The 21,494-nt window shown below is 66.2% G+C and carries 14 protein-coding genes, 1 pseudogene and 1 CRISPR repeat array; of the genes and pseudogenes, 12 read left to right on the forward strand and 3 right to left on the reverse strand.

Annotated elements, in window-relative coordinates; genetic code table 11:
• Positions 1 to 166 precede the first annotated feature (166 nt).
• From ABLE94_RS26505 to cas2e, 9 genes and pseudogenes are all read left to right on the forward strand, one after another.
• Positions 167 to 226, forward strand: a pseudogene (locus tag ABLE94_RS26505) (hypothetical protein); the annotation flags it as partial.
• Between the two features lie 171 nt (positions 227 to 397).
• Positions 398 to 2,293: a CRISPR-associated helicase Cas3' gene (cas3, locus tag ABLE94_RS24145; RefSeq protein ID WP_425476271.1), complete on the forward strand. Its 1,896-nt coding sequence runs from the start codon at positions 398 to 400 to the stop codon at positions 2,291 to 2,293.
• Position 2,294: 1 nt separating this feature from the next.
• On the forward strand, positions 2,295 to 3,932 hold the full coding sequence (gene casA, locus ABLE94_RS24150) for a type I-E CRISPR-associated protein Cse1/CasA (protein WP_348805185.1): 1,638 nt from the start codon (positions 2,295 to 2,297) through the stop codon (positions 3,930 to 3,932).
• The gene (casB, locus tag ABLE94_RS24155) at positions 3,913 to 4,563 is read left to right on the forward strand and encodes a type I-E CRISPR-associated protein Cse2/CasB (protein ID WP_348805184.1); all 651 of its coding nucleotides are present in this window, start codon (positions 3,913 to 3,915) and stop codon (positions 4,561 to 4,563) included. The genes casA and casB overlap by 20 nt, the downstream gene beginning before the upstream one ends.
• Before the next feature lie 7 nt (positions 4,564 to 4,570).
• The gene (gene cas7e / locus ABLE94_RS24160; RefSeq protein ID WP_348805183.1) at positions 4,571 to 5,692 is read left to right on the forward strand and encodes a type I-E CRISPR-associated protein Cas7/Cse4/CasC; all 1,122 of its coding nucleotides are present in this window, start codon (positions 4,571 to 4,573) and stop codon (positions 5,690 to 5,692) included.
• Positions 5,689 to 6,375 (forward strand): type I-E CRISPR-associated protein Cas5/CasD, encoded by a 687-nt coding sequence (cas5e, locus tag ABLE94_RS24165; protein WP_348805182.1) that lies wholly within the window; start codon positions 5,689 to 5,691, stop codon positions 6,373 to 6,375. The genes cas7e and cas5e overlap by 4 nt, the downstream gene beginning before the upstream one ends.
• Positions 6,375 to 7,061, forward strand: a complete 687-nt coding sequence (gene cas6e, locus ABLE94_RS24170; protein ID WP_348805181.1) for a type I-E CRISPR-associated protein Cas6/Cse3/CasE — start codon at positions 6,375 to 6,377, stop codon at positions 7,059 to 7,061. Before cas5e ends, cas6e begins: the two co-directional genes overlap by 1 nt.
• The gene (cas1e, locus tag ABLE94_RS24175; protein WP_348805180.1) at positions 7,061 to 8,020 is read left to right on the forward strand and encodes a type I-E CRISPR-associated endonuclease Cas1e; all 960 of its coding nucleotides are present in this window, start codon (positions 7,061 to 7,063) and stop codon (positions 8,018 to 8,020) included. The genes cas6e and cas1e overlap by 1 nt, the downstream gene beginning before the upstream one ends.
• Positions 8,021 to 8,028: 8 nt before the next feature.
• Positions 8,029 to 8,394: a type I-E CRISPR-associated endoribonuclease Cas2e gene (gene cas2e, locus ABLE94_RS24180; RefSeq protein ID WP_348810133.1), complete on the forward strand. Its 366-nt coding sequence runs from the start codon at positions 8,029 to 8,031 to the stop codon at positions 8,392 to 8,394.
• Positions 8,395 to 8,446: 52 nt separating this feature from the next.
• Positions 8,447 to 17,266: direct repeats of the CRISPR family, unit length 29 nt; unit sequence GTGCTCCCCGCGGACGCGGGGATGAGCCC.
• 290 nt (positions 17,267 to 17,556) lie between these two features.
• Here the strand turns inward: cas2e and ABLE94_RS24185 are convergent.
• Positions 17,557 to 17,790, reverse strand: coding sequence for a hypothetical protein (locus ABLE94_RS24185; RefSeq protein ID WP_348805177.1), 234 nt, complete (start codon positions 17,788 to 17,790; stop codon positions 17,557 to 17,559).
• Positions 17,791 to 17,877: 87 nt separating this feature from the next.
• On the opposite strand from ABLE94_RS24185, the gene ABLE94_RS24190 reads away from it, so the two are divergent.
• The 3 genes from ABLE94_RS24190 to ABLE94_RS24200 are packed head-to-tail and all read left to right on the forward strand — an operon-like array spanning position 17,878 to position 19,509.
• Positions 17,878 to 18,672, forward strand: coding sequence for a tyrosine-protein phosphatase (locus ABLE94_RS24190; RefSeq protein ID WP_348805176.1), 795 nt, complete (start codon positions 17,878 to 17,880; stop codon positions 18,670 to 18,672).
• Positions 18,673 to 18,713: 41 nt separating this feature from the next.
• A complete protein-coding gene (locus tag ABLE94_RS24195; protein ID WP_348805175.1) occupies positions 18,714 to 19,370 on the forward strand; it encodes a DsbA family oxidoreductase in 657 nt (218 codons plus the stop codon).
• Positions 19,363 to 19,509: a hypothetical protein gene (locus ABLE94_RS24200; RefSeq protein WP_348805174.1), complete on the forward strand. Its 147-nt coding sequence runs from the start codon at positions 19,363 to 19,365 to the stop codon at positions 19,507 to 19,509. The genes ABLE94_RS24195 and ABLE94_RS24200 overlap by 8 nt, the downstream gene beginning before the upstream one ends.
• Before the next feature lie 44 nt (positions 19,510 to 19,553).
• Here ABLE94_RS24200 and ABLE94_RS24205 read toward each other — a convergent pair whose 3' ends face one another.
• The gene (locus ABLE94_RS24205) at positions 19,554 to 20,396 is read right to left on the reverse strand and encodes an SDR family oxidoreductase (protein ID WP_425476269.1); all 843 of its coding nucleotides are present in this window, start codon (positions 20,394 to 20,396) and stop codon (positions 19,554 to 19,556) included.
• Positions 20,397 to 20,569: 173 nt separating this feature from the next.
• Entirely contained in the window at positions 20,570 to 21,448 is an 879-nt protein-coding gene (locus ABLE94_RS24210; protein WP_348805173.1) for a TetR-type transcription factor C-terminal domain-containing protein, read from the reverse strand.
• Positions 21,449 to 21,494: the final 46 nt, after the last annotated feature.

Here is a 21,494-nt window from a genome sequence, read left to right on the forward strand (position 1 = left end):
ACCAAGCGGGCCTACGGATTCCACACGCCAGAAGCGCTGATAGCGATGGCCGAACTCACCCGCGGCGGCGCCTGCCCCGAACTGCCCTGGCCGTAACCCACCCACAAGAACGTCAGGAGATCCAGAACTTGATGCCGGCCCAGTACTCGAAAAACTCCGTGATCGATCACTGTCGGCTCGGGCACAAGTCCTGTGGACAGGTTTCGTCATCATGTGCGATTGGATCGCGAGTAGCGACCTGTTCCCGCTGTCGGATCGGTCGGAGTCCGAGCACGCTGCCGCCATTGCGTGGGATCTGCTGGCGCTACCCGAGCCATGGTGCGCCCGTCCAATCGACAACCTGGACCAGTTGCTCACTCAACGATTTGATCTGCCTGCCGGGGCGTCGTCCAACCCAATGCAACAAGCGGTCGTTGACGCGGCAAGGGCCATGTCCGAGCCGGGGATGCTGATCGTCGAGGCGACGATGGGCTCTGGCAAGACCGAAGCGGCACTCGCGGCGGCAGAACATTTCGGTGCTCGGTTCGGATGCTCGGGAGTATTTGTGGCACTGCCGACGATGGCCACCTCGAATGCGATGTTCGATCGCGTACACCAGTGGCTACGCCATCAAGGTCCTGATCTGGTCACGAGTATCTCTCTGGCGCATGGAAAGGCATATCTGAATGAAGATTTCACGAGGCTTCGTCCGCGACTGACAGACGTCGACTCGGGAGCGCATTCGCAGTCTGGCCAGTGTGGTGTCGAAGTCGTTGCGCACCAGTGGTTCTTCGGACGGAAGAGATCGATGCTCGCCAACTTCGTCGTCGGCACCATCGACCAGGTGCTGTTCGCCGGTTTGAAGGCCAAGCATGTGGTGCTGCGGCATCTCGCCCTGGCGAACAAGGTGGTGATACTCGACGAGGTCCATGCCGCTGATGACTACATGCGGGTGTACTTGGTCCGAGTACTCGAATGGCTCGCGGCGTATCGCGTGCCAGTCATCTTGCTATCGGCCACTTTGCCACCTGCACAGCGACTCGCGCTTGCCCAGGCATACGAACGGGGAAGGGGGTGGGACGGGTTGGGTGAGTTCGCAGACACCACCGACTACCCGGTGGTCAGCGCGATCGGCGCCAGTCGCCAAAGCTACCGTGTGGATGCCGGCCCATCGGTCGAGGTGTCGCTGGAGCGACTCGACGACGAGGATGACGTCTTGGTCCGCTTTGTGCACGAAAACGTCGACGACGGAGGATGTCTCGCGATCATTCGGAATACGGTCGGCCGGGCCCAGGCCACAGCTCGGCTACTGAGACAAGAGTTTGGCGACGATGTGGTCCTGGTGCATTCACGATTTGTCCAGCACCACCGAGCGGCGCTCGAGAAGCAACTGGTGGCTCAGTTGGGTCGCGACGGCTCACGGCCCCAGCGCATTATCGTGGTCGCAACGCAAGTGATCGAGCAATCTCTCGATCTGGACTTCGACCTGATGATCAGTGATCTCGCGCCTGTCGACCTGATCCTGCAACGTCTGGGTAGGCTGCATCGGCACGCTCGTGCCAATCGTGGTTCCCACGGGCACCCGCGACTGGTGGTCACTGCGGTCAGTGAATGGTCGGGCGGTCCACCTGAGTTCGAGAGAGGGTCGCGAAGCGTATACGGGGAGGCAAGGCTGTTGAGGTCCGCGGCCGTTCTTCGCGATCGATCGGTCATTGCGGTCCCGCGAGATATTCCAGTCCTCGTCGAACGTGCTTATGCGGAGCAGATCGAGGTAGCCGACGACTGGCGGGCCGCGCTGACAGCGGCCGATGACGAACGACGTCGCGTCGTGGGCGCGCAACAACACCGTGCCGAGCAGTGGCGGATCAGCGGTCCGGCGAAGAAGCAGAGCCTGCTCGACTGGCTGGATGTGAACGTCGGAGATGTCGACGACCCCGCAGGATTCGCGAAAGTGCGTGACACCGAAGAAAGCATCGAAGTCTTGGTCACTCGCCGTGTCGGAAACGCGGTGTTCCTACTGCCGCAGTGCGGGGGCGATCCAGTGGAGATCGAGTACGAACCAGATACGAGGGTGGCGCGCAAGGTCCTCGGCTCAGCGGTTCGCCTTCCACGTGCATTGTGCATCAACGGCAACGTGACAGAAAAGACGATCGAAGAGCTGGAGAAGAGGATGTACCCGGGGTGGCAGGAATCTCGCTGGCTCGCAGGCGAACTGGTCTTAGAACTCAACGCGGAGAACATGACTGAGTTGCAGGATTACCTTCTGCGCTACGACGACATCGAAGGGCTCGTACATGAAAAGGTCGAACACTGACGTGATCGAGTCGTTCAACTTAATCGATGAACCGTGGATCATCGCTACCGACCTTGGCGGCGACACCAGGGAGTACTCCATATCTGAGTTGTTGGCGTCGGCACACCGGCTTTCGAGAATCGGCGGTGATCTGCCTACTCAACAATTCGCCATCGCCCGGCTGCTGCTGGCAGTGGTCCGGCGCGCTGTCAACTGGGGAGAGTGGCCACCTGATCGGTGGCAGGAACTGTGGCAAGTCGGGGAGCTCCCAACCGAAGAACTCTCGGCCTACCTGGCGGAAGTGCACTCGCGCTTCGACCTCCTGGATTCTAAGCAACCCTTCTACCAGGTGTCTGACTTCCAATCATCGGGCAATGCAATGAAATCCATCGGCCTTCTCGTCAGCGATGTGCCAGCGAAGTTCCAGTACTTCACGACGAGGGCTGGAAGCGGCGCTGCCGATATGTCGCTCGCCGAGGCCGCGCGGTGGATCGTGCATGCACAGGCATACGACCCATCCGGAATCAAGACCGGAGACAAACGTGATCCCAGAACCACGGGTGGCAGAGGGTATCCCATCGGGATTGCATGGGTTGGCCAACTGGGGGGCGTGCTCATCGAGGGGCGCACGGTCGCACAAACACTTCTCTTGAGCCTCGCGCTCGTGGTCGGCGGCGAGTCAACAATCACCGATGGTGACGTGCCAGTGTGGGAGCGCGAACAACTTGATGTTCTTCCTCGATCGGACAACGAACCGCGAGGGCCGCTTGACCTGCTCACCTGGCAGAGTCGCCGCATCCACGTTCGCTATGAAGCCGACCGAGCAGTTGGTGTGGTCATCGGCAATGGCGATCGCATCGAGCCGTTCAATCGCTTCGCCACAGAGCTGTGGTCGCCGTGGCGGTACAGCGAGATCCAGTCCAAGAAGTCAGGAGATCCTCGCTTCTACCCGCGCGCTTTCGATCCGGACCGAGCCGTGTGGCGAGGTATCGAGGGCCTGCTCATGGATGTCGACGACTATTCGCGGGGTAGTGGGGCGGGTTACGCTCCGGGGGTCGTTAAATGGATTGATTACCTTGCGCAGCAAGAACTCATCGATCCCGATGACTTGATCGTCGCGCACGTATACGGATTGCGTTACGACAGCCAGGCCAGCGTGATCGGAGCGAGTATCGACGACGCCCTGAGTATGCGAGTCGCCGGCCTCTCCTCCTACGAGCTTCGGCGGCGGGCCTGCGACGCAGCCGACACAGCCGAACGGGTGTCCCGCGTGCTCGGTTCCCTTGCTCGTGATCTGGCCATTGCAGCGGGTGGCGAGGGCGATGGAGATCGGCAGCGAGCCATGATGCAGTTCATGGCTGCCGCCGACCAACCGTTTCGCCGATGGGTGGTCGCACTTGGCGATGATGCCGACCTGGATCAACTGGTTGGCGGTTGGCATCGCCAGTTGTATCGGATCGCCAGAGATCTCGCCGACCACTTGGTCCGCGACGCGGGACGGCCGGCGTTCATCGGGCGATCGGTGAAGGACAACAAAGGCAATCCGAGGTGGATCGATGCGCCAAAGGCGGAGTCAAGCTTTCGGGCGTCACTGAATCGTGAACTGCCAGAGGCATTCGCCAATATAGGAAGGGACAACAATGACACAGCCGGTGGGTGAGAGGCAGTTCCAGCGGCTCTCTGATCTGGGTAGAGCCGTCAATGGGTCGGTGTCGTCGCTGCAACGCAGGTACCTGAGCGACGCGCGAGACACTGACATACTCGGCCGATTGGCGCGCTTGAGACAGTCATTGAACAGGGAGCCGGGTACCACACCGGAGGTGTGGGACGACACCCTTGCACTCGTCCCGGAGACGCCATCGGATCAACAGGCAACTCCGCGCGAACGTGCCGTGTGTATTGCTGTCGGTCTCTACGCGTTCCACCAACAAGGACGACGTGTACCGGTGCACGTGGCAGACGTTTCGATGGGACATGCTGCGCGACGGCTGATTGGAGTGCCGGACGACGAGCCTGCGATCCGAAAGAGATTGCAGGCGATCGCGCTCGCCGATACCGAAGCGGGTGTCGAACGTCATGCGCGGTCGATGATCTCGTTGCTGAAGTCTGCGGATCCTCCAGTAGCCCTGGACTACGGTCGTCTCACAGATGATCTTGCCGCTCTTTATCGCGGTGGGCGGTGGGCAGAATCGGTTCGCCTGCAGTGGGGACGCGACTTCGTCCGGCAACCGAAGCGCGAGCAGCGCGCTTCGGAGGATTCATCACACTCAACTCACACCACGGAAGGCTGACACACCCATGTTCATCGATATCCATGTCCTCCAATCGGTTCCACCGAGCAACATCAACCGTGACGACACCGGCAGTCCGAAAACTGCCATCTTTGGCGGAACGCGTCGGGCCCGAGTATCCAGCCAGGCGTGGAAGCGAGCCACGCGGAAGCACTTCAATGACGGCTTCGACGACAGCAACATCGGCTATCGCACCAGAAGGGTCGCCGAGTTACTCGGTCGTCGGATCGCGGCTCGGCGGGAGGGGTTCGATGCAGCGGAAGCAAATGCTCTGGCCTCCAAGGTTTTTACTGCTGCGGGCATCAAGATGACTTCTCCGAAGGTGGCGAAGAATGAGCCGAAGAAGGCCGACGAGTCCACATACCTACTGTTTCTGAGTGCTACGCAACTGGATTCACTCGCCGAACTGGCGCTGGCCTCAGTCGACGGTGAGAGTGATCTCGATAAGAAGAACGTTAAGGCGATCGTCAATTCCGACAACAGTATCGATGTTGCGCTCTTCGGTCGGATGATTGCCGACGACGCTGAGCTGAACGTGGACGCGTCGGTGCAGGTCGCGCATGCCATCAGTGTGCAGGCGGTCGAGCAAGAGTTTGACTACTTCACCGCCGTGGACGATTTCGTCCAGTCCGAGCACGAGACCGGCGCAGGGATGATCGGCACCATCGAGTTCAACTCCTCCACGTTGTACCGCTACGCGACCGTCAATGTGAAAGGCTTAGAGGCCAATCTGGGTGACGCCGCTGTTGCTGCACGAGCTGCCGCAACATTTCTGGAGTCCTTTGTGCGCTCGATGCCCACCGGCAAACAGAACACGTTCGCCAACCGGACGTTACCGGAGGTTGTCGTGGTCGCCATCCGCGATGATCAGCCCGTGAACCTTGTCGGGGCGTTCGAGCAGGCTGTGGTACCGACACTCGATCGGGGAGCAGTGTCGCTCGCTTCTGAGAAGCTGGTCCAGCGAGAGGCCGAGATCTCGGGCGTCTACGGTCCCGCGCGAGCGACCTTTCACTCCGGCGTCGGAGACGCAGCGCTTGAAGTTGCAGCTCTCGGTGAATCCTTGGCGTTGAGCGAGCTGGTTGCTCGCGTGGAAGACTCCGTGCTCGCAGAGCTGAGCGCATCGGCATGACCACGCTGTCCATCTGCCTTGCGGGCCCGATGCAGGCCTGGGGAGCAGCGAGCCGCTTCACGAACCGTGAGACGAGGCCTGAACCTACGAAGAGCGGTGTCCTTGGCCTACTGGCTGCGGCGCAAGGGATTCGGCGTACGGAGAGCATTGAGCACCTCCTCGGCTTGTCTTTCGGCGTTCGGATTGATCAGCCTGGGACACTGATGCGGGACTTTCAGGTGGCGAGGAGTCTTGACGGGAAGCGCACGATGCCGTTGTCGAATCGCTACTACCTTGCCGACGCAATCTTCGTCTCGGCGGTCGAGGGCGAAAAGGAACTGGTGCAATCGCTGTCCGACGCGATCAAGAGACCCGCGTATCCGCTGTACCTCGGCAGGCGGTCATGCCCCCCGAGCCGGCCGCTGTTCTTGGAAGTGAGTGATGCCCCGATGGCAAGGGTTCTTGAAAGTACGCCCTGGCAGGCGTCCGCTGACTACCGGGGCAAGCAAGGGAAGACGGTAGGCCTACGGATTGTAGTGGACGGACGTCCAGGCAGTGGCGATACCGTACGCGACGTCCCTGTCAGTTTCGATCCGAGGCGGCGCGAGTACGCGTGGCGGCATGTGGAAGAGCGCTGGGTAGCCGTGGAGAACGCGGACGGCAGAGACCTCCACGATCCGATGGCAATCCTCGGTGGTGCCTGATGTATCTGACAAAGATGCCCATCAACCGCCGACGGCGCGGTGCCGGCAAGTTGCTCTCCTACCCGCAAGCGATGCATGCTGCTGTCGAATCAGCTTTTCCGCCAAAGGAAGAAGCGTCCGAGCAATCGCGCGCGTTATGGCGAGTGGACTCTCCGACCAGAGATGAAACGTATCTGTACATCGTCAGCGCTACCGAACCCGATCTGAGTCATGTGGTGGAGCAGGCCGGATGGCAGACGGGGAACATGTGGCAAACGCGGAGCTACCTTCCTGTTCTGCAGAACCTGCGTGAAGGTGACCGGTACTCTTTTCGCCTGCGCGCGAACCCCGTTCACAGCATCAGGAAGAAGGCGGACAGCGATACCAAACCAGTCGCCCACGTGTCCGAAAAGCACCAGTTGGCGTGGCTGATCGAACGTGCCGAATCGCGCGGGTTTGATATCCCCGACGACGGTTCGGGTGATCGGGCGCTGAGAATTGTGGAGCGCGGCACGATGCGGTTCGGCAGGTCGCGAGGTACGCAGCGTGACACGGGTTCTGTGACAATCGGTTTCGCGACCTACGAAGGAGTGCTCGTTGTGTCAGATTCTGACTTGCTGCGCCAGTCATTGGTCAACGGGATCGGACGTGCGAAGGCGTACGGTTGCGGCCTGATGACATTGGCGCATAACGGCTCCCGCGTCTAGTGGGCTCAGTACCTGGGCCGCCGCCGGTGCGGCCCACTGAACTCGTGCGGGTGGCGGATCGTCTCTCGTTCATTTACCTTGAACGATGTACGGTGCATCGCGCCGACAATGCGATCACAGCCACAGACGACCGCGGAGTGATTCACATTCCGGCGGCGACGATCGGGGCGCTGCTACTGGGGCCGGGGACTCGCGTCACACATCAGGCAATGGTGTTGCTGGCGGAGTCCGGTTCGACGACGGTCTGGGTAGGAGAGCACGGCGTCCGCTACTACGCACATGGGAGGCCGCTCGGGCGTTCGAGTCGGCTACTGGATGCCCAAGCGCGAGCGGTGAGCAATCGAGACGCGCGGCTGAGCGTTGCACGCAAGATGTACGCAATGAGGTTCCCTGAAGAGGACACCTCGTCGCTCACCATGCAACAGTTGCGTGGGAAAGAGGGTGCGAGAGTCCGGCGAAGTTATCGAGAGCACGCAGAAAGAACGGGGGTCGAGTGGAAGCGCCGTGACTACGATCCCAACGACTTTGCAGCGTCGGATGTTGTTAACCAAGCACTTTCGGCTGCCACCACCTGCCTGTACGGTGTGGCGCACGCCGTGATCGTGGCGCTTGGGTGTTCGCCTGGGCTGGGTTTCGTGCACACCGGACACGACCGGTCTTTTGTGTATGACATTGCTGATCTGTACAAGGCCGAGATTGCCATTCCGGTCGCATTCGACGTGGCTGCCGCCGAAGAGCTGGATGACGTTCCCGCGGTGACGCGGAGGAAAGTCCGCGACGCCGTTTTCGCAGCAAAGCTGTTGCCGCGCTGTGCTGCTGATGTGAAGCAGCTGTTGGTCGGTGACGACGCCGAGGTCTCTGATTACGACGCAGACGTGGTCTACCTTTGGGATGACCGGGGCGAAGCCATTGCGGCCGGGCAGAGTCATGGTGACGACGAGTATGAGGTGCCGTGGTAGTTCTCATCGTGACGGCCTGTCCCGCCGGGTTGAGAGGACACCTGACGCGCTGGTTGTTGGAGATCAGCCCAGGAGTGTTCGTGGGAGTACTCAATCGACGAGTTCGTGAATTGGTGTGGGCGCGCGTGCAGGAACTTGTGAAGGACGGGCGCGCAGTGATGGTCTTTCCCGCTCAGAACGAGCAGCGACTTGAGTTTCTCGTACACCGATACGACTGGCAGCCAGTGGACATCGATGGTGTGCGGTTGGTTCGGCGGCCCCACACCGGTGAGTCTTTGGAAGGCGCAGCCCGGCCGCGGGCCGGCTGGAGCAAGGCGAGTCGATATCGTAAGGCGCGAAAGATGCAGCGACGAAACGACGGATCGTCGGCTTGAGAGTCTGAACGAACGAGAGCCTGATCGGGGCTATTCTTACTGCTCAGCAAGTGTGCTCCCCGCGGACGCGGGGATGAGCCCCGCCAGAAAGCCAAAGGCGATAATCCGCTAGCGTGCTCCCCGCGGACGCGGGGATGAGCCCGCCCTGACGGCAACATCGCGCTGCACCTGCCCGTGCTCCCCGCGGACGCGGGGATGAGCCCTCGCCTGGGACAACTGGACACCCGCCGAGATTGTGCTCCCCGCGGACGCGGGGATGAGCCCTCGCCTGGGACAACTGGACACCCGCCGAGATTGTGCTCCCCGCGGACGCGGGGATGAGCCCTCGACCAAGATGGCACCTCCCTGGGATTACGCGTGCTCCCCGCGGACGCGGGGATGAGCCCACCGTGTCAGACAGCCACCGCAGTCCCGACAGGTGCTCCCCGCGGACGCGGGGATGAGCCCCCGAAACTCCGATCGCCGCCGACGCCTGCGACGTGCTCCCCGCGGACGCGGGGATGAGCCCGGTATCGGCCCAATCTGCGCAGATAGGATCTGGTGCTCCCCGCGGACGCGGGGATGAGCCCCTTTCGGGGTGTGGAACATGTCGGCGAGTTGAGTGCTCCCCGCGGACGCGGGGATGAGCCCGGTACCTGTCGGCCAGTGAGGTGGCCGACCGCGTGCTCCCCGCGGACGCGGGGATGAGCCCGACCTGTCCAGCGCCGAAGTGTTCCGCCGCAAGTGCTCCCCGCGGACGCGGGGATGAGCCCTACTTCTACTCGGCCGCGTACAACGCGATCATGTGCTCCCCGCGGACGCGGGGATGAGCCCGGAGCTGTCTTTGATCGTGTTCTTGAGGTCTCGTGCTCCCCGCGGACGCGGGGATGAGCCCGGCACCTAGGTCATGAGTCGATCCAGACAACTGTGCTCCCCGCGGACGCGGGGATGAGCCCGAAGCATGGGATCAGCGACGAGGACGCCGAACGTGCTCCCCGCGGACGCGGGGATGAGCCCCACCGTCCCCTGCTCGGGGTGACGCAGCCGCAGTGCTCCCCGCGGACGCGGGGATGAGCCCGACGTTGACAGCTTCGTCAAGTTCACGGACAAGTGCTCCCCGCGGACGCGGGGATGAGCCCACCCGCGTCAATCGCCGCGACCACGAACGTGTGTGCTCCCCGCGGACGCGGGGATGAGCCCTGTCGGTGTCGGTCGTACAGGACTGTTGTGGAGTGCTCCCCGCGGACGCGGGGATGAGCCCATGGGTTCGATTCGTCCGGTCGGACTACCCCAGTGCTCCCCGCGGACGCGGGGATGAGCCCTCGGACAGCCTGGGTATTCTCGGGCATCACACGTGCTCCCCGCGGACGCGGGGATGAGCCCTCACGACTCCACCTCCAGCAGTGCACGCAGCTGTGCTCCCCGCGGACGCGGGGATGAGCCCGCGCACTCGACTACGACGGCAGCTCATCCATCGTGCTCCCCGCGGACGCGGGGATGAGCCCTGGCCAACGCCGAACGCTGTCGATGACGGGTTGTGCTCCCCGCGGACGCGGGGATGAGCCCGGGATCCGCACCATGATCTGGCCGGTGTCGTTGTGCTCCCCGCGGACGCGGGGATGAGCCCCCCGGTCGACCCGTGCGCCGATCACCTGATGCGTGCTCCCCGCGGACGCGGGGATGAGCCCTAGGCGACGGATGGGAGACAGTCCGTGCCGACGTGCTCCCCGCGGACGCGGGGATGAGCCCGGATTCGACCAGCACTGGACCCATTTCAGGTCGTGCTCCCCGCGGACGCGGGGATGAGCCCGCCGCCTGCGGAGTCAACGGCGCCTCCACCGGGTGCTCCCCGCGGACGCGGGGATGAGCCCCCACCCGCTCGGCGAGCTGCTGTTTGCCGAGGGTGCTCCCCGCGGACGCGGGGATGAGCCCCGAGGGCTCCTTCATGCCGACAGCACCGACCCGTGCTCCCCGCGGACGCGGGGATGAGCCCTCCGCCCGCAGTCGATCGCCCGCTACGACACCGTGCTCCCCGCGGACGCGGGGATGAGCCGTGCTGCGGCACCATCGACGTGGCGGCGAGCGCGTGCTCCCCGCGGACGCGGGGATGAGCCCAACATCACCGAGAAGGCGTTGCGCGAGTTGCTGTGCTCCCCGCGGACGCGGGGATGAGCCCGAGCTCGTGAGTGAGGGTGCAGCGACGCTGCGGTGCTCCCCGCGGACGCGGGGATGAGCCCTCGGTGCCCACGAATAAGCAGATTGAGGTTCAGTGCTCCCCGCGGACGCGGGGATGAGCCCAGTCTCGGTGGCACGGCGGTGGATCTGACGGTGGTGCTCCCCGCGGACGCGGGGATGAGCCCGGGCGCGGTTATTGCCGGCACTGCATGGTCGGGTGCTCCCCGCGGACGCGGGGATGAGCCTGCGGGTCCGGCGGTGGTGGTGGCTGCAGGGCGTGCTCCCCGCGGACGCGGGGATGAGCCCTCCACAGTCCGGTCTACGCGCTTTTCGAGGGTGTGCTCCCCGCGGACGCGGGGATGAGCCCAGCTCGTTCCTGTCATCGGCAACGTGTCGGGCGTGCTCCCCGCGGACGCGGGGATGAGCCCGAGAAGCAGAAGGCGTGGGACGAGTACCTCGCGTGCTCCCCGCGGACGCGGGGATGAGCCCTCAAGGATGCGACCAAGGAACTAGGAGTCTTCGTGCTCCCCGCGGACGCGGGGATGAGCCCTCCGGCAGCAGATTGCGCAGGTAGTCCGCCGAGTGCTCCCCGCGGACGCGGGGATGAGCCCTCCTCGTCGGTGATCTCCGATTCCGCGAGGTAGTGCTCCCCGCGGACGCGGGGATGAGCCCGCGAACCAGGCACCGGAGTGTGTGTTGGCGAGGTGCTCCCCGCGGACGCGGGGATGAGCCCACCTTCCGCGCTCCCGAGCCGGTCGTGCGCGCGTGCTCCCCGCGGACGCGGGGATGAGCCGCGAGAATCACAAAGCAGCTAAGGCAGGATGCCGTGCTCCCCGCGGACGCGGGGATGAGCCCTCGATGCAGGCGGTGGCCGGCGCGACGTCGCAGTGCTCCCCGCGGACGCGGGGATGAGCCCTACATGGCGTCGGTCACCACCCAGGTCGCGATGTGCTCCCCGCGGACGCGGGGATGAGCCCAAAATTCGGCAACAAGTCCGGGGGTGGATGGCGTGCTCCCCGCGGACGCGGGGATGAGCCCCCCGGCTGCGTCATCGGGAGCCGATCGCTCGGGTGCTCCCCGCGGACGCGGGGATGAGCCCCCCGGCTGCGTCATCGGGAGCCGATCGCTCGGGTGCTCCCCGCGGACGCGGGGATGAGCCCTGCGCGAACCCCATCCAGATGTCGCGCTGCTGGTGCTCCCCGCGGACGCGGGGATGAGCCCACCCACACCCTGCACGGCGACGGCATGTGGGAGTGCTCCCCGCGGACGCGGGGATGAGCCCGATGCGGTCAGTAGATCAAGGCCGTCACTCGGGTGCTCCCCGCGGACGCGGGGATGAGCCCACCCCGGTCACGGTGTTCGTGTCGGCGGTGAAGTGCTCCCCGCGGACGCGGGGATGAGCCCTCGGCGAGTGGCTGGCGGGGTGCGAACTGCGCGTGCTCCCCGCGGACGCGGGGATGAGCCCTCGTCGACAAGGCCGGTGTGTTCGATCAGGGCGTGCTCCCCGCGGACGCGGGGATGAGCCCGCTGGGCACCATCCTGAGCGCGATTGCCAACGGTGCTCCCCGCGGACGCGGGGATGAGCCCAACGCAATCCTGCCCGCGTTCAACGGGATCAAGTGCTCCCCGCGGACGCGGGGATGAGCCCGCGATGGCACGCCCGGTCGCAGTGGTCAATGTGTGCTCCCCGCGGACGCGGGGATGAGCCCGGCCTCACCCCCCGCTGGGTCCTCCCCGCGGGGTGCTCCCCGCGGACGCGGGGATGAGCCCACGATCGTGGAGTCGGGTGGTCGGCGTCGGTGGTGCTCCCCGCGGACGCGGGGATGAGCCCCATATTCGCCCACTTTGCTGTGTCCGCCACCAGTGCTCCCCGCGGACGCGGGGATGAGCCCGGGGCAGACATCACCCGCCTGGAGTTGATCGAGTGCTCCCCGCGGACGCGGGGATGAGCCCGAGATCCCGTGGATCAGCGATGATACCCCGGCGTGCTCCCCGCGGACGCGGGGATGAGCCCCCGGAGGCCTTCACGAACCGGGTGTCGAGGGCGTGCTCCCCGCGGACGCGGGGATGAGCCCAGCCATGACCAAATACGAACTCACATCGGAGAGTGCTCCCCGCGGACGCGGGGATGAGCCCAAGCACGGCCTGCTGTCGGCGGCCCTCGCCCGGTGCTCCCCGCGGACGCGGGGATGAGCCCGTGTCCGATGGTTTCCCCGCTCGCAGGCTCTGGTGCTCCCCGCGGACGCGGGGATGAGCCCGCCTCAGGGGGTTGACGCAGGTAGCAGCGTTTCGTGCTCCCCGCGGACGCGGGGATGAGCCGGTGGTGACGAATGCGGGGAAGACGATCGCGAAGTGCTCCCCGCGGACGCGGGGATGAGCCCCACGACCAGGTACGCTCCCGCAGAATCCCCGAGTGCTCCCCGCGGACGCGGGGATGAGCCCGCATTTCGCGATCCGCAGGCGCGCGGCTGGCAGTGCTCCCCGCGGACGCGGGGATGAGCCCTCGATCGAACCCCAGAGACCGATGGCCGGCCAGTGCTCCCCGCGGACGCGGGGATGAGCCCGAAACATGACATTGTGATCAGAGTCGAGATAAGTGCTCCCCGCGGACGCGGGGATGAGCCCTCCGGCACGGGGTGCGACGACCAGGGACGCTGGTGCTCCCCGCGGACGCGGGGATGAGCCCGTCTAGAGTCGACATTAGGCACTGACTGCCATGTGCTCCCCGCGGACGCGGGGATGAGCCCCGGCCGTGAACCTCATCGCGACGGCCAGTGCGGTGCTCCCCGCGGACGCGGGGATGAGCCCGAGTCCATGGATGACCGATGGAAAGTCCAGCGGTGCTCCCCGCGGACGCGGGGATGAGCCCTTGGCTTGACGGACTGGACATGTCGACGTGGGGTGCTCCCCGCGGACGCGGGGATGAGCCCGTGACCACCACGGCCGCAACCACGACCGCCGGGTGCTCCCCGCGGACGCGGGGATGAGCCCTGCGGAGGCCAGTCGGCGCCCGGTGTGAACGAGTGCTCCCCGCGGACGCGGGGATGAGCCCGGGCGGTCCAGATTCGGGCGATACGGGAGCACGTGCTCCCCGCGGACGCGGGGATGAGCCCGTGTCGACGTAGCCTTGGCCGTTGGTGAAGTGGTGCTCCCCGCGGACGCGGGGATGAGCCGTCCCCGCGTCCCGGCTACTGCTGCTCACCTGCGTGCTCCCCGCGGACGCGGGGATGAGCCCGTCGCCTTCATCGCGCGCTGCACGTGAGTGTCGTGCTCCCCGCGGACGCGGGGATGAGCCCGACCTCGGACCGTTGGCCGATCTCCCGGTGATGTGCTCCCCGCGGACGCGGGGATGAGCCCAGGCCGCGGGAGAGTTCGGCTGCGGCGGCCTCGTGCTCCCCGCGGACGCGGGGATGAGCCCGTCTACACCTGGGGGTGCGGGGCGGGCGGCGAGTGCTCCCCGCGGACGGGGGGATGAGCCCCGTTACTCAATCGTGACCTAATGGCGGACTTTGTGCTCCCCGCGGACGCGGGGATGAGCCCAAAGGAAAATATCGTGAACGATATCGCACGTGGTGCTCCCCGCGGACGCGGGGATGAGCCCTTGTCTCAGGATGGTGATGCCTGGGTGGACGAGTGCTCCCCGCGGACGCGGGGATGAGCCCTCGTTCAATGGTTCGTAAGCCAGATAATTCCAGTGCTCCCCGCGGACGCGGGGATGAGCCCGACTACCTACGACGACCCCCGGTGGCGTGTGCGTGCTCCCCGCGGACGCGGGGATGAGCCCGAGATGAGCCCCTACCGAGTAGCCACCACCACGTGCTCCCCGCGGACGCGGGGATGAGCCCGAGCATATCGAGACCTGCTATTGGAGTCCGCAGTGCTCCCCGCGGACGCGGGGATGAGCCCCTTGTCGACGCGGACCATATCAGGTGCCTTACGTGCTCCCCGCGGACGCGGGGATGAGCCCTCACGAAGCTCGGGACGGCACTCGAGGGGGTGGTGCTCCCCGCGGACGCGGGGATGAGCCCTCCTTGAGTGGCTTGTCGCCGATCCGCTGTCCGTGCTCCCCGCGGACGCGGGGATGAGCCCGCGCCCTCGACTACGACGGGGCCAGCTCCATCGTGCTCCCCGCGGACGCGGGGATGAGCCCACTGACGACAAAGCCAACCGCCGCGGGCTCCTGTGCTCCCCGCGGACGCGGGGATGAGCCACGGATTGTGGTCGTACATCTCCATCCCGCCGATGTGCTCCCCGCGGACGCGGGGATGAGCCGCTCGCGCGCCAACTGCGACTCCGGCACCACCCGGTGCTCCCCGCGGACGCGGGGATGAGCCCTGCTCCGGAAGGGCGTCGTCGGCGCCGACAGCGTGCTCCCCGCGGACGCGGGGATGAGCCCTCGGCCGCGGCGAAACGCCTCGCCGAGATCGAGTGCTCCCCGCGGACGCGGGGATGAGCCCTCGGCAAACGCCACCCAGCGCACCCGCAGTGCGTGCTCCCCGCGGACGCGGGGATGAGCCCTGTGATCGGGGTGAGTGCGACCACCGCCCCGCGTGCTCCCCGCGGACGCGGGGATGAGCCCCAGATCCTCAACGGCAACGGGTCGGGCCAGAAGTGCTCCCCGCGGACGCGGGGATGAGCCCCCGATGTCGAAGTAGTCGAACGCCGAGTCGACGTGCTCCCCGCGGACGCGGGGATGAGCCCGCGACGGTGATTCCGCCGTTTGCGCATCTGCTGTGCTCCCCGCGGACGCGGGGATGAGCCCGGTGGTGCTAACCCTTACGGCCACCCTGGCCCGTGCTCCCCGCGGACGCGGGGATGAGCCGCCTGGCGCGGTGTTCTCGACATACGGCAATCCGTGCTCCCCGCGGACGCGGGGATGAGCCCTCGCCGTCGATCAGGGCGGTGTACTACTTCACGTGCTCCCCGCGGACGCGGGGATGAGCCCGCGCCTACAGTCGTGGCATCGCACAAGGCGAGGTGCTCCCCGCGGACGCGGGGATGAGCCCGCCGAATGCTCCTCGGTGTGGATGAGGAATGCGTGCTCCCCGCGGACGCGGGGATGAGCCCTGGTGTTCGGTGGCACGGGGGTTGATTGCTGCGTGCTCCCCGCGGACGCGGGGATGAGCCCTTGGGCGACTTCGATCTGGGTCTTGGTGTCGAGTGCTCCCCGCGGACGCGGGGATGAGCCCGGCAAGATCGTGATCAGCCCGGAGGATGCGGCGTGCTCCCCGCGGACGCGGGGATGAGCCCACCGGCACATCAGCATCCCCAGTTTGGACGAAGTGCTCCCCGCGGACGCGGGGATGAGCCCTGGTATCAAGTGGTCGACCATACCGGGGCGGAGTGCTCCCCGCGGACGCGGGGATGAGCCCTCGGGGCCGATGATCGAGTCGACGACGTGGTCGTGCTCCCCGCGGACGCGGGGATGAGCCCGAGTCGGAGCAGCATGACCGAGAGAATCGTCAGTGCTCCCCGCGGACGCGGGGATGAGCCCCGGCAGGTGGTCACAGGTCCACAGGTCGAGAAGTGCTCCCCGCGGACGCGGGGATGAGCCCAACTCTCGCCTGCCCGTAGCGGTAGCAGCGCCGTGCTCCCCGCGGACGCGGGGATGAGCCCACGTCTCCTGCAACCGCGGCGCCCCATCCAAAGTGCTCCCCGCGGACGCGGGGATGAGCCCGCCGAGGCCGGTGAGGATCTGAGCCCCCTGTCGTGCTCCCCGCGGACGCGGGGATGAGCCCGGCGGCCGCTGACTGCTTCGTCCTACGGCGTAGTGCTCCCCGCGGACGCGGGGATGAGCCCCCCGCGTCAATCGAGGCCCGGATGTTCTGCCAGTGCTCCCCGCGGACGCGGGGATGAGCCTCCGAGTGCGCAGAGGGTGGAGAGTGCCCAGATGTGCTCCCCGCGGACGCGGGGATGAGCCCCGGTGGTCGTCGATGGACCACGCCGCAGGTGTGTGCTCCCCGCGGACGCGGGGATGAGCCCTCGATGTCGACGCAGAAGGGGCCTCTGCACGCGTGCTCCCCGCGGACGCGGGGATGAGCCAACCGCGACAGCTCGAAGACGAGGCCCGCGCTCGTGCTCCCCGCGGACGCGGGGATGAGCCCCGAGTCCCCGTCGCCACCAGCCACCGAGTGAGGTGCTCCCCGCGGACGCGGGGATGAGCCCTCCCGACCACACACGCTGCAGCACAACGACATGTGCTCCCCGCGGACGCGGGGATGAGCCCCGCATCCGGGACGTCGGAGCACCCACACCCACGTGCTCCCCGCGGACGCGGGGATGAGCCCGGCGGCTTGCATCGCGCCGAAGTATCCGATGAGTGCTCCCCGCGGACGCGGGGATGAGCCCTGCCCCTTACCGTTACGCGCCCCGCTGCGCTTGTGCTCCCCGCGGACGCGGGGATGAGCCCGGGCGGGAAACGCGGCCTAGATGAGTCGGTAGGTACTCCCCGCGGACGCGGGGATGAGGTCACCTTCGTGCCGTTCAGATTCTGCAGCGCGAGGTGCTCCCCGCGGACGCGGGGATGAGCCTGGTGGCGCAGGCCCCCTGGTTGGTCGCGGTCAGTGCTCCCCGCGGACGCGGGGATGAGCCCACCGACGACAAAGCCAACATGCGCGGCCTCCTGTGCTCCCCGCGGACGCGGGGATGAGCCCGACACCCCACGCATCGTGCTGTCTAACTAACGGCACGTGCTCCCCGCGGACGCGGGGATGAGTCCGGCGGGCTCGACGCAGCCGGCCTGCGCAAGCTGCGGGATGAGCCGCAGGCCACGAATCCAGCGTGCCCTCGTTGGCGACCTACACGCCGGGTAGTCGGCGGGCGCAAACGTGTCATCGTCGCGACGAGATGGACGCACGCGGAACGCTGAGTCTGGAGAGGCCGTAGTCGCAGACCGGATTGATTGTCGAAATCGGAACGCTCGCAAAGATACTCGACCGAAGTCTCGCCACCCGAGCATGTGGGCCTTCGTCGAATCAGTGCCGAGAGGATCAAACGACGAGAACGAACTCAGACAGCACGTGTTTGGATCCGCACGTCCGCAACGGCATCTGTCAGTCGCGGAAACATTGCGACGATCCGCTGCGCCTGCTCATCCGGCAGCCGCCTACCCTCCTTGCGCGCTTGAGCGAGAAGCCAGAAGATCGCCTCTTCGATGTCACCGGCCCGGGCGATCGACTCGGGCAAGATGTCGTCGTCGACGGCGACAGCGGACGCGATGCGATAAAACGCGAGGTCGGACATGTCCGCCACTGTACGGCTACCGGGCTGTGACGAGCCCCATCACCAGCCCAATTCACCGCATCCCCACTCACCCCGCACAATCAACGTGTGAGTGAACCGCTGCAGCTGCCCACAGTCCCCAACTTCCGCGACATCGGCGGCCCGACGACCAGCGACGGACGCAAGGTCGCCACCGGCCGACTGTTCCGATCCGCAGCGTTGGACAAGGCATCCGAGGCCGACCGGGCGGTGCTGGTGGATCTGGGATTGCAGAGCATCGTCGACCTGCGGTCGCCCGTCGAGGCCGACGCCGCGCCGGACCCGGTCATCGGTGACGCGGCCGGGGTGCTGCTCGACGTGCTCGCCGACGCTGCGCACGACGGCGCTCCCGCCGATCTTGACGCCCTGGTCGATGATCCGGAGGCGGTGGCGACGGCCAATGCGCGATTGGCCGAGGGGAGTGGCGTCGAGCGCATGATCGGGGCGTACCGGCAGCTGGTGAATCTGCCCAGTGCGAAGCGCGCGTACCGCACCTTCTTCACCGGTCTCCTGGCCGGGCCGACCACGCTGTTCCACTGCGCCCACGGCAAGGACCGCACCGGCTGGGCCGCAGCGGCTTTCCTCAGCCTGATGGGTGTCGATCGTGACGAGGTCTACCGGGACTACCTCGCGACCAATGACCTGTTCCTGCCGACGATGGCAGGCATCTTCGAGAGATTCGAATCCGCCGGCGGCGACGCCGACCTGCTCCGCCCGCTGCTTGGGGTGTCACCGACATACCTCGGCGTCGCCTTTGACGAGGTGGCCATCCAGTACGGCGGCATCGACGACTACTTCACCGAAGCACTCGGCATAGACGCCGACACACAGGACCGACTCCGCGACGTATTCCTGGTCGGATGAGCCGAGGAATTGCTGACCAGGACTCCGCGTTGACAAGCATCGTGAGTGACCCCATCTCCGTCGACATCTGGTCCGACATCGCCTGCCCGTGGTGCTACATCGGGAAGCGCAAATTCGAAGCGGGACTGGCCGATTCCGGCCTCTCTGATCGAGTCGTGGTGACCTACCACAGCTTTGAGCTGGCCCCGGACACGCCCGTCGACTTCGACGGCACCGAGATCGAGTTCCTGGCCGAGTACAAGGGAATGCCCCGCGCACAGGTCGAGCAGATGCTCGCCCAGGTCACCGCGATCGCCGCCGAGTCGGGACTCGACTACGACTTCGACGCCCTCCAGCACACCAAGACGCTCAAGGCGCACGAACTGCTGCATCACGCGAAGGCGCAGGGCCGACAACTCGACATGGTCGAGCGCCTGTTCCGCGCCTACTTCACCGAGGGACGCCACATCGGACGCATCGGCGACCTCGCGGACCTCGCCGCCGACATCGGCCTCGACCGGGAGCAGGTCACGGCCTCGCTTGAATCCGGTGAATACGCCGACGCGGTGAGCGCCGACATCGCCCAGGCCCGCGCCTACGGCATCAGCGGCGTCCCGTTCTTCGTCATCAACGGGCGATACGGCGTCTCCGGTGCCCAGTCACCGGAGACCTTCGCCGACGTGCTCCGCAAGGCGGCTCAGGAGAACGTCGATGCCTGACGAGACACCGGACCGGACCGAGACGACCAACGACGAAACACTGCCGCCGACACCGGCATTCGAGATGCTGGGCCAGTCGGGGGCCGTGTGCGTCGACGGGGTGTGTGCGATCCCCGGCGTTGATGACGCCGACTCGTGACGGAGCCGGTACCCACGCCGGCCCCGGAATCTGCGAGACGATGGTCAGCGCCGCGTCATCCAGAAGTCCAACTCGAGGTCGTCATCGCTGTCGACCGTGCGATAGCGGGAGAAGTCGGTGACGCCTTCGGCGGCAAGGACATCGTCGTCGATGTAGCACTGGCCGGTCGCCGTGTCCGGCGACTTCGACAGGATCGCGTACGCGGCGTCGGACATGATCTCGGTGCTCCGGCTGCGCTCGATCAGCTTCTCGCTGAGGATGTTTCGCACCGCGGCGGTACTGATCGTGGTCCGCGGCCACAGGGTGTTCGACGCGACACCGTCGGCGGCCAACTCGCGGGCCAGACCGAGCGCGACAAGGGTCATCGAGAACTTGGACACCGTGTAGGCCGTCCCGATCGAGTCGAACCACTGCGGGTCGAGCGTGATCGGTGGCGACAGCGTCAGCACATGTGCGTGATCGGACTTGCGCAGATACGGAATCGCGTTCTTGGCCAACACGAATGATCCGCGCGCATTGATGTCCTGCATCAGGTCGTAGCGTTTCATGTCGATCTGCTCGGTGGCGGTCAGATCGAGCGCGCTCGCATTGTTGACGACGATGTCGACGCCGCCGAAACGGTCAACGGTCTGCGCCACGGCATCGGCCACCTGCTGATCGTCCCGAACGTCGCCGACGATGGGCAGCGCCGCTCCGCCGGCCTCCTCGATCGCCTGCGCGGCGGTGTAGATGGTCCCGGGCAGCTTTGGATGGGGCTCCGCGGTCTTGGCGAGCAACGTGACGTTGGCCCCCGCCCGCGCCAATCGCACGGCGATCGCCTCGCCGATGCCACGGCTTCCGCCGGAGATGATCGCGGTGCGGCCGTGCAGGGTGGACGGTGTGCTCACTATGAGGTCCTCTCGTCGGTCGAGGCCGATCGCCGCGAAAGCGAACGATCGATCGGTCACCTCAGGGTGGCCAACCAGGCAGTCGTTGTCAATAGCCGGTGCATACGGCGACAGTGGGTCCGGACTGCCCGGAAAGACGTGGCAGAGCGTTCGGAATATCCGAACACTTCGTCCTACGGACGACGCACGTCCATCAGGTTGAGGGCGTAGCCCGCGTAGGTGGTTGCCAACTCCTCGGGAGTCGATAAGCCCTCCGGGTCGAACCAGTCGGCCACCGCGATGCACAATCCCACCACCGCGCGTGCGGCCTCACGCGGGCGAGCGACCAGGAATAGTCCCTGTGCGGCACCGTTTTCCACCTCCACGTCGAACATTCGCTGCAGCGAGGTGCGCCGATCGGCGATGCGCCGGCGGTCGGGTTCGACGAGACTGCGCATCTCGGTGGACGCGAGGAAGGACAGTCGGCGCCGGTGGCTGTGATAGAGCACCAGGCTCTCGGTCATCAGGCGCAGGGCTCGGACCGGATCGTCTCCCGCCTCGTCGCGAGCGCCGCCGACGCGATCGAGAAGGTCGGTCATCGCCAGGTCGAACAGGGCCACGAGCATGGCTTGTTTGCTCGCGTGGTGATGGTAGAGCGACGCGATCGACAACCCGGCGCTCTCGGCGATGTCACGGATGGAGCATCCGTGATAGCCGCGCTCGACGATGCACCGCAACGCCGCGGCGAGAACCGGGTCCGTGACGTCGGGCCCTTCGTAGAAGCGCCAGCGGGGCAGTGGACCGGAACGATCGAGAGTGGTTGTGGTCATTTCACTTTCGACGGTGTGCGACTGCATGCCGAGAAGTTCGCCGGGTGCCACGCCGAGTGCGTCGGCGATGGCTGCGAGACGGTCGACGCTGATGCCGGTGCCACCGGTCTCGGTGGCGCTGAGGGTCGCCGCACTGACGCCGAGCCGGCGGGCGAACTCGCGTAGCGACACTCCGCGGGCGACTCGTGCCGCACGGATGCGGCAGCCGATCTGGGCGGAGGTGGACTCGTCGGACCCGGGCATGGTGTTCAGGATATCCGAACACTATGCGGCTGTCGGGCCGACCGAG

It is taken from the genome of Gordonia sp. VNK1 (genome assembly GCF_040049135.1).
GTDB lineage: Bacteria > Actinomycetota > Actinomycetes > Mycobacteriales > Mycobacteriaceae > Gordonia > Gordonia oleivorans.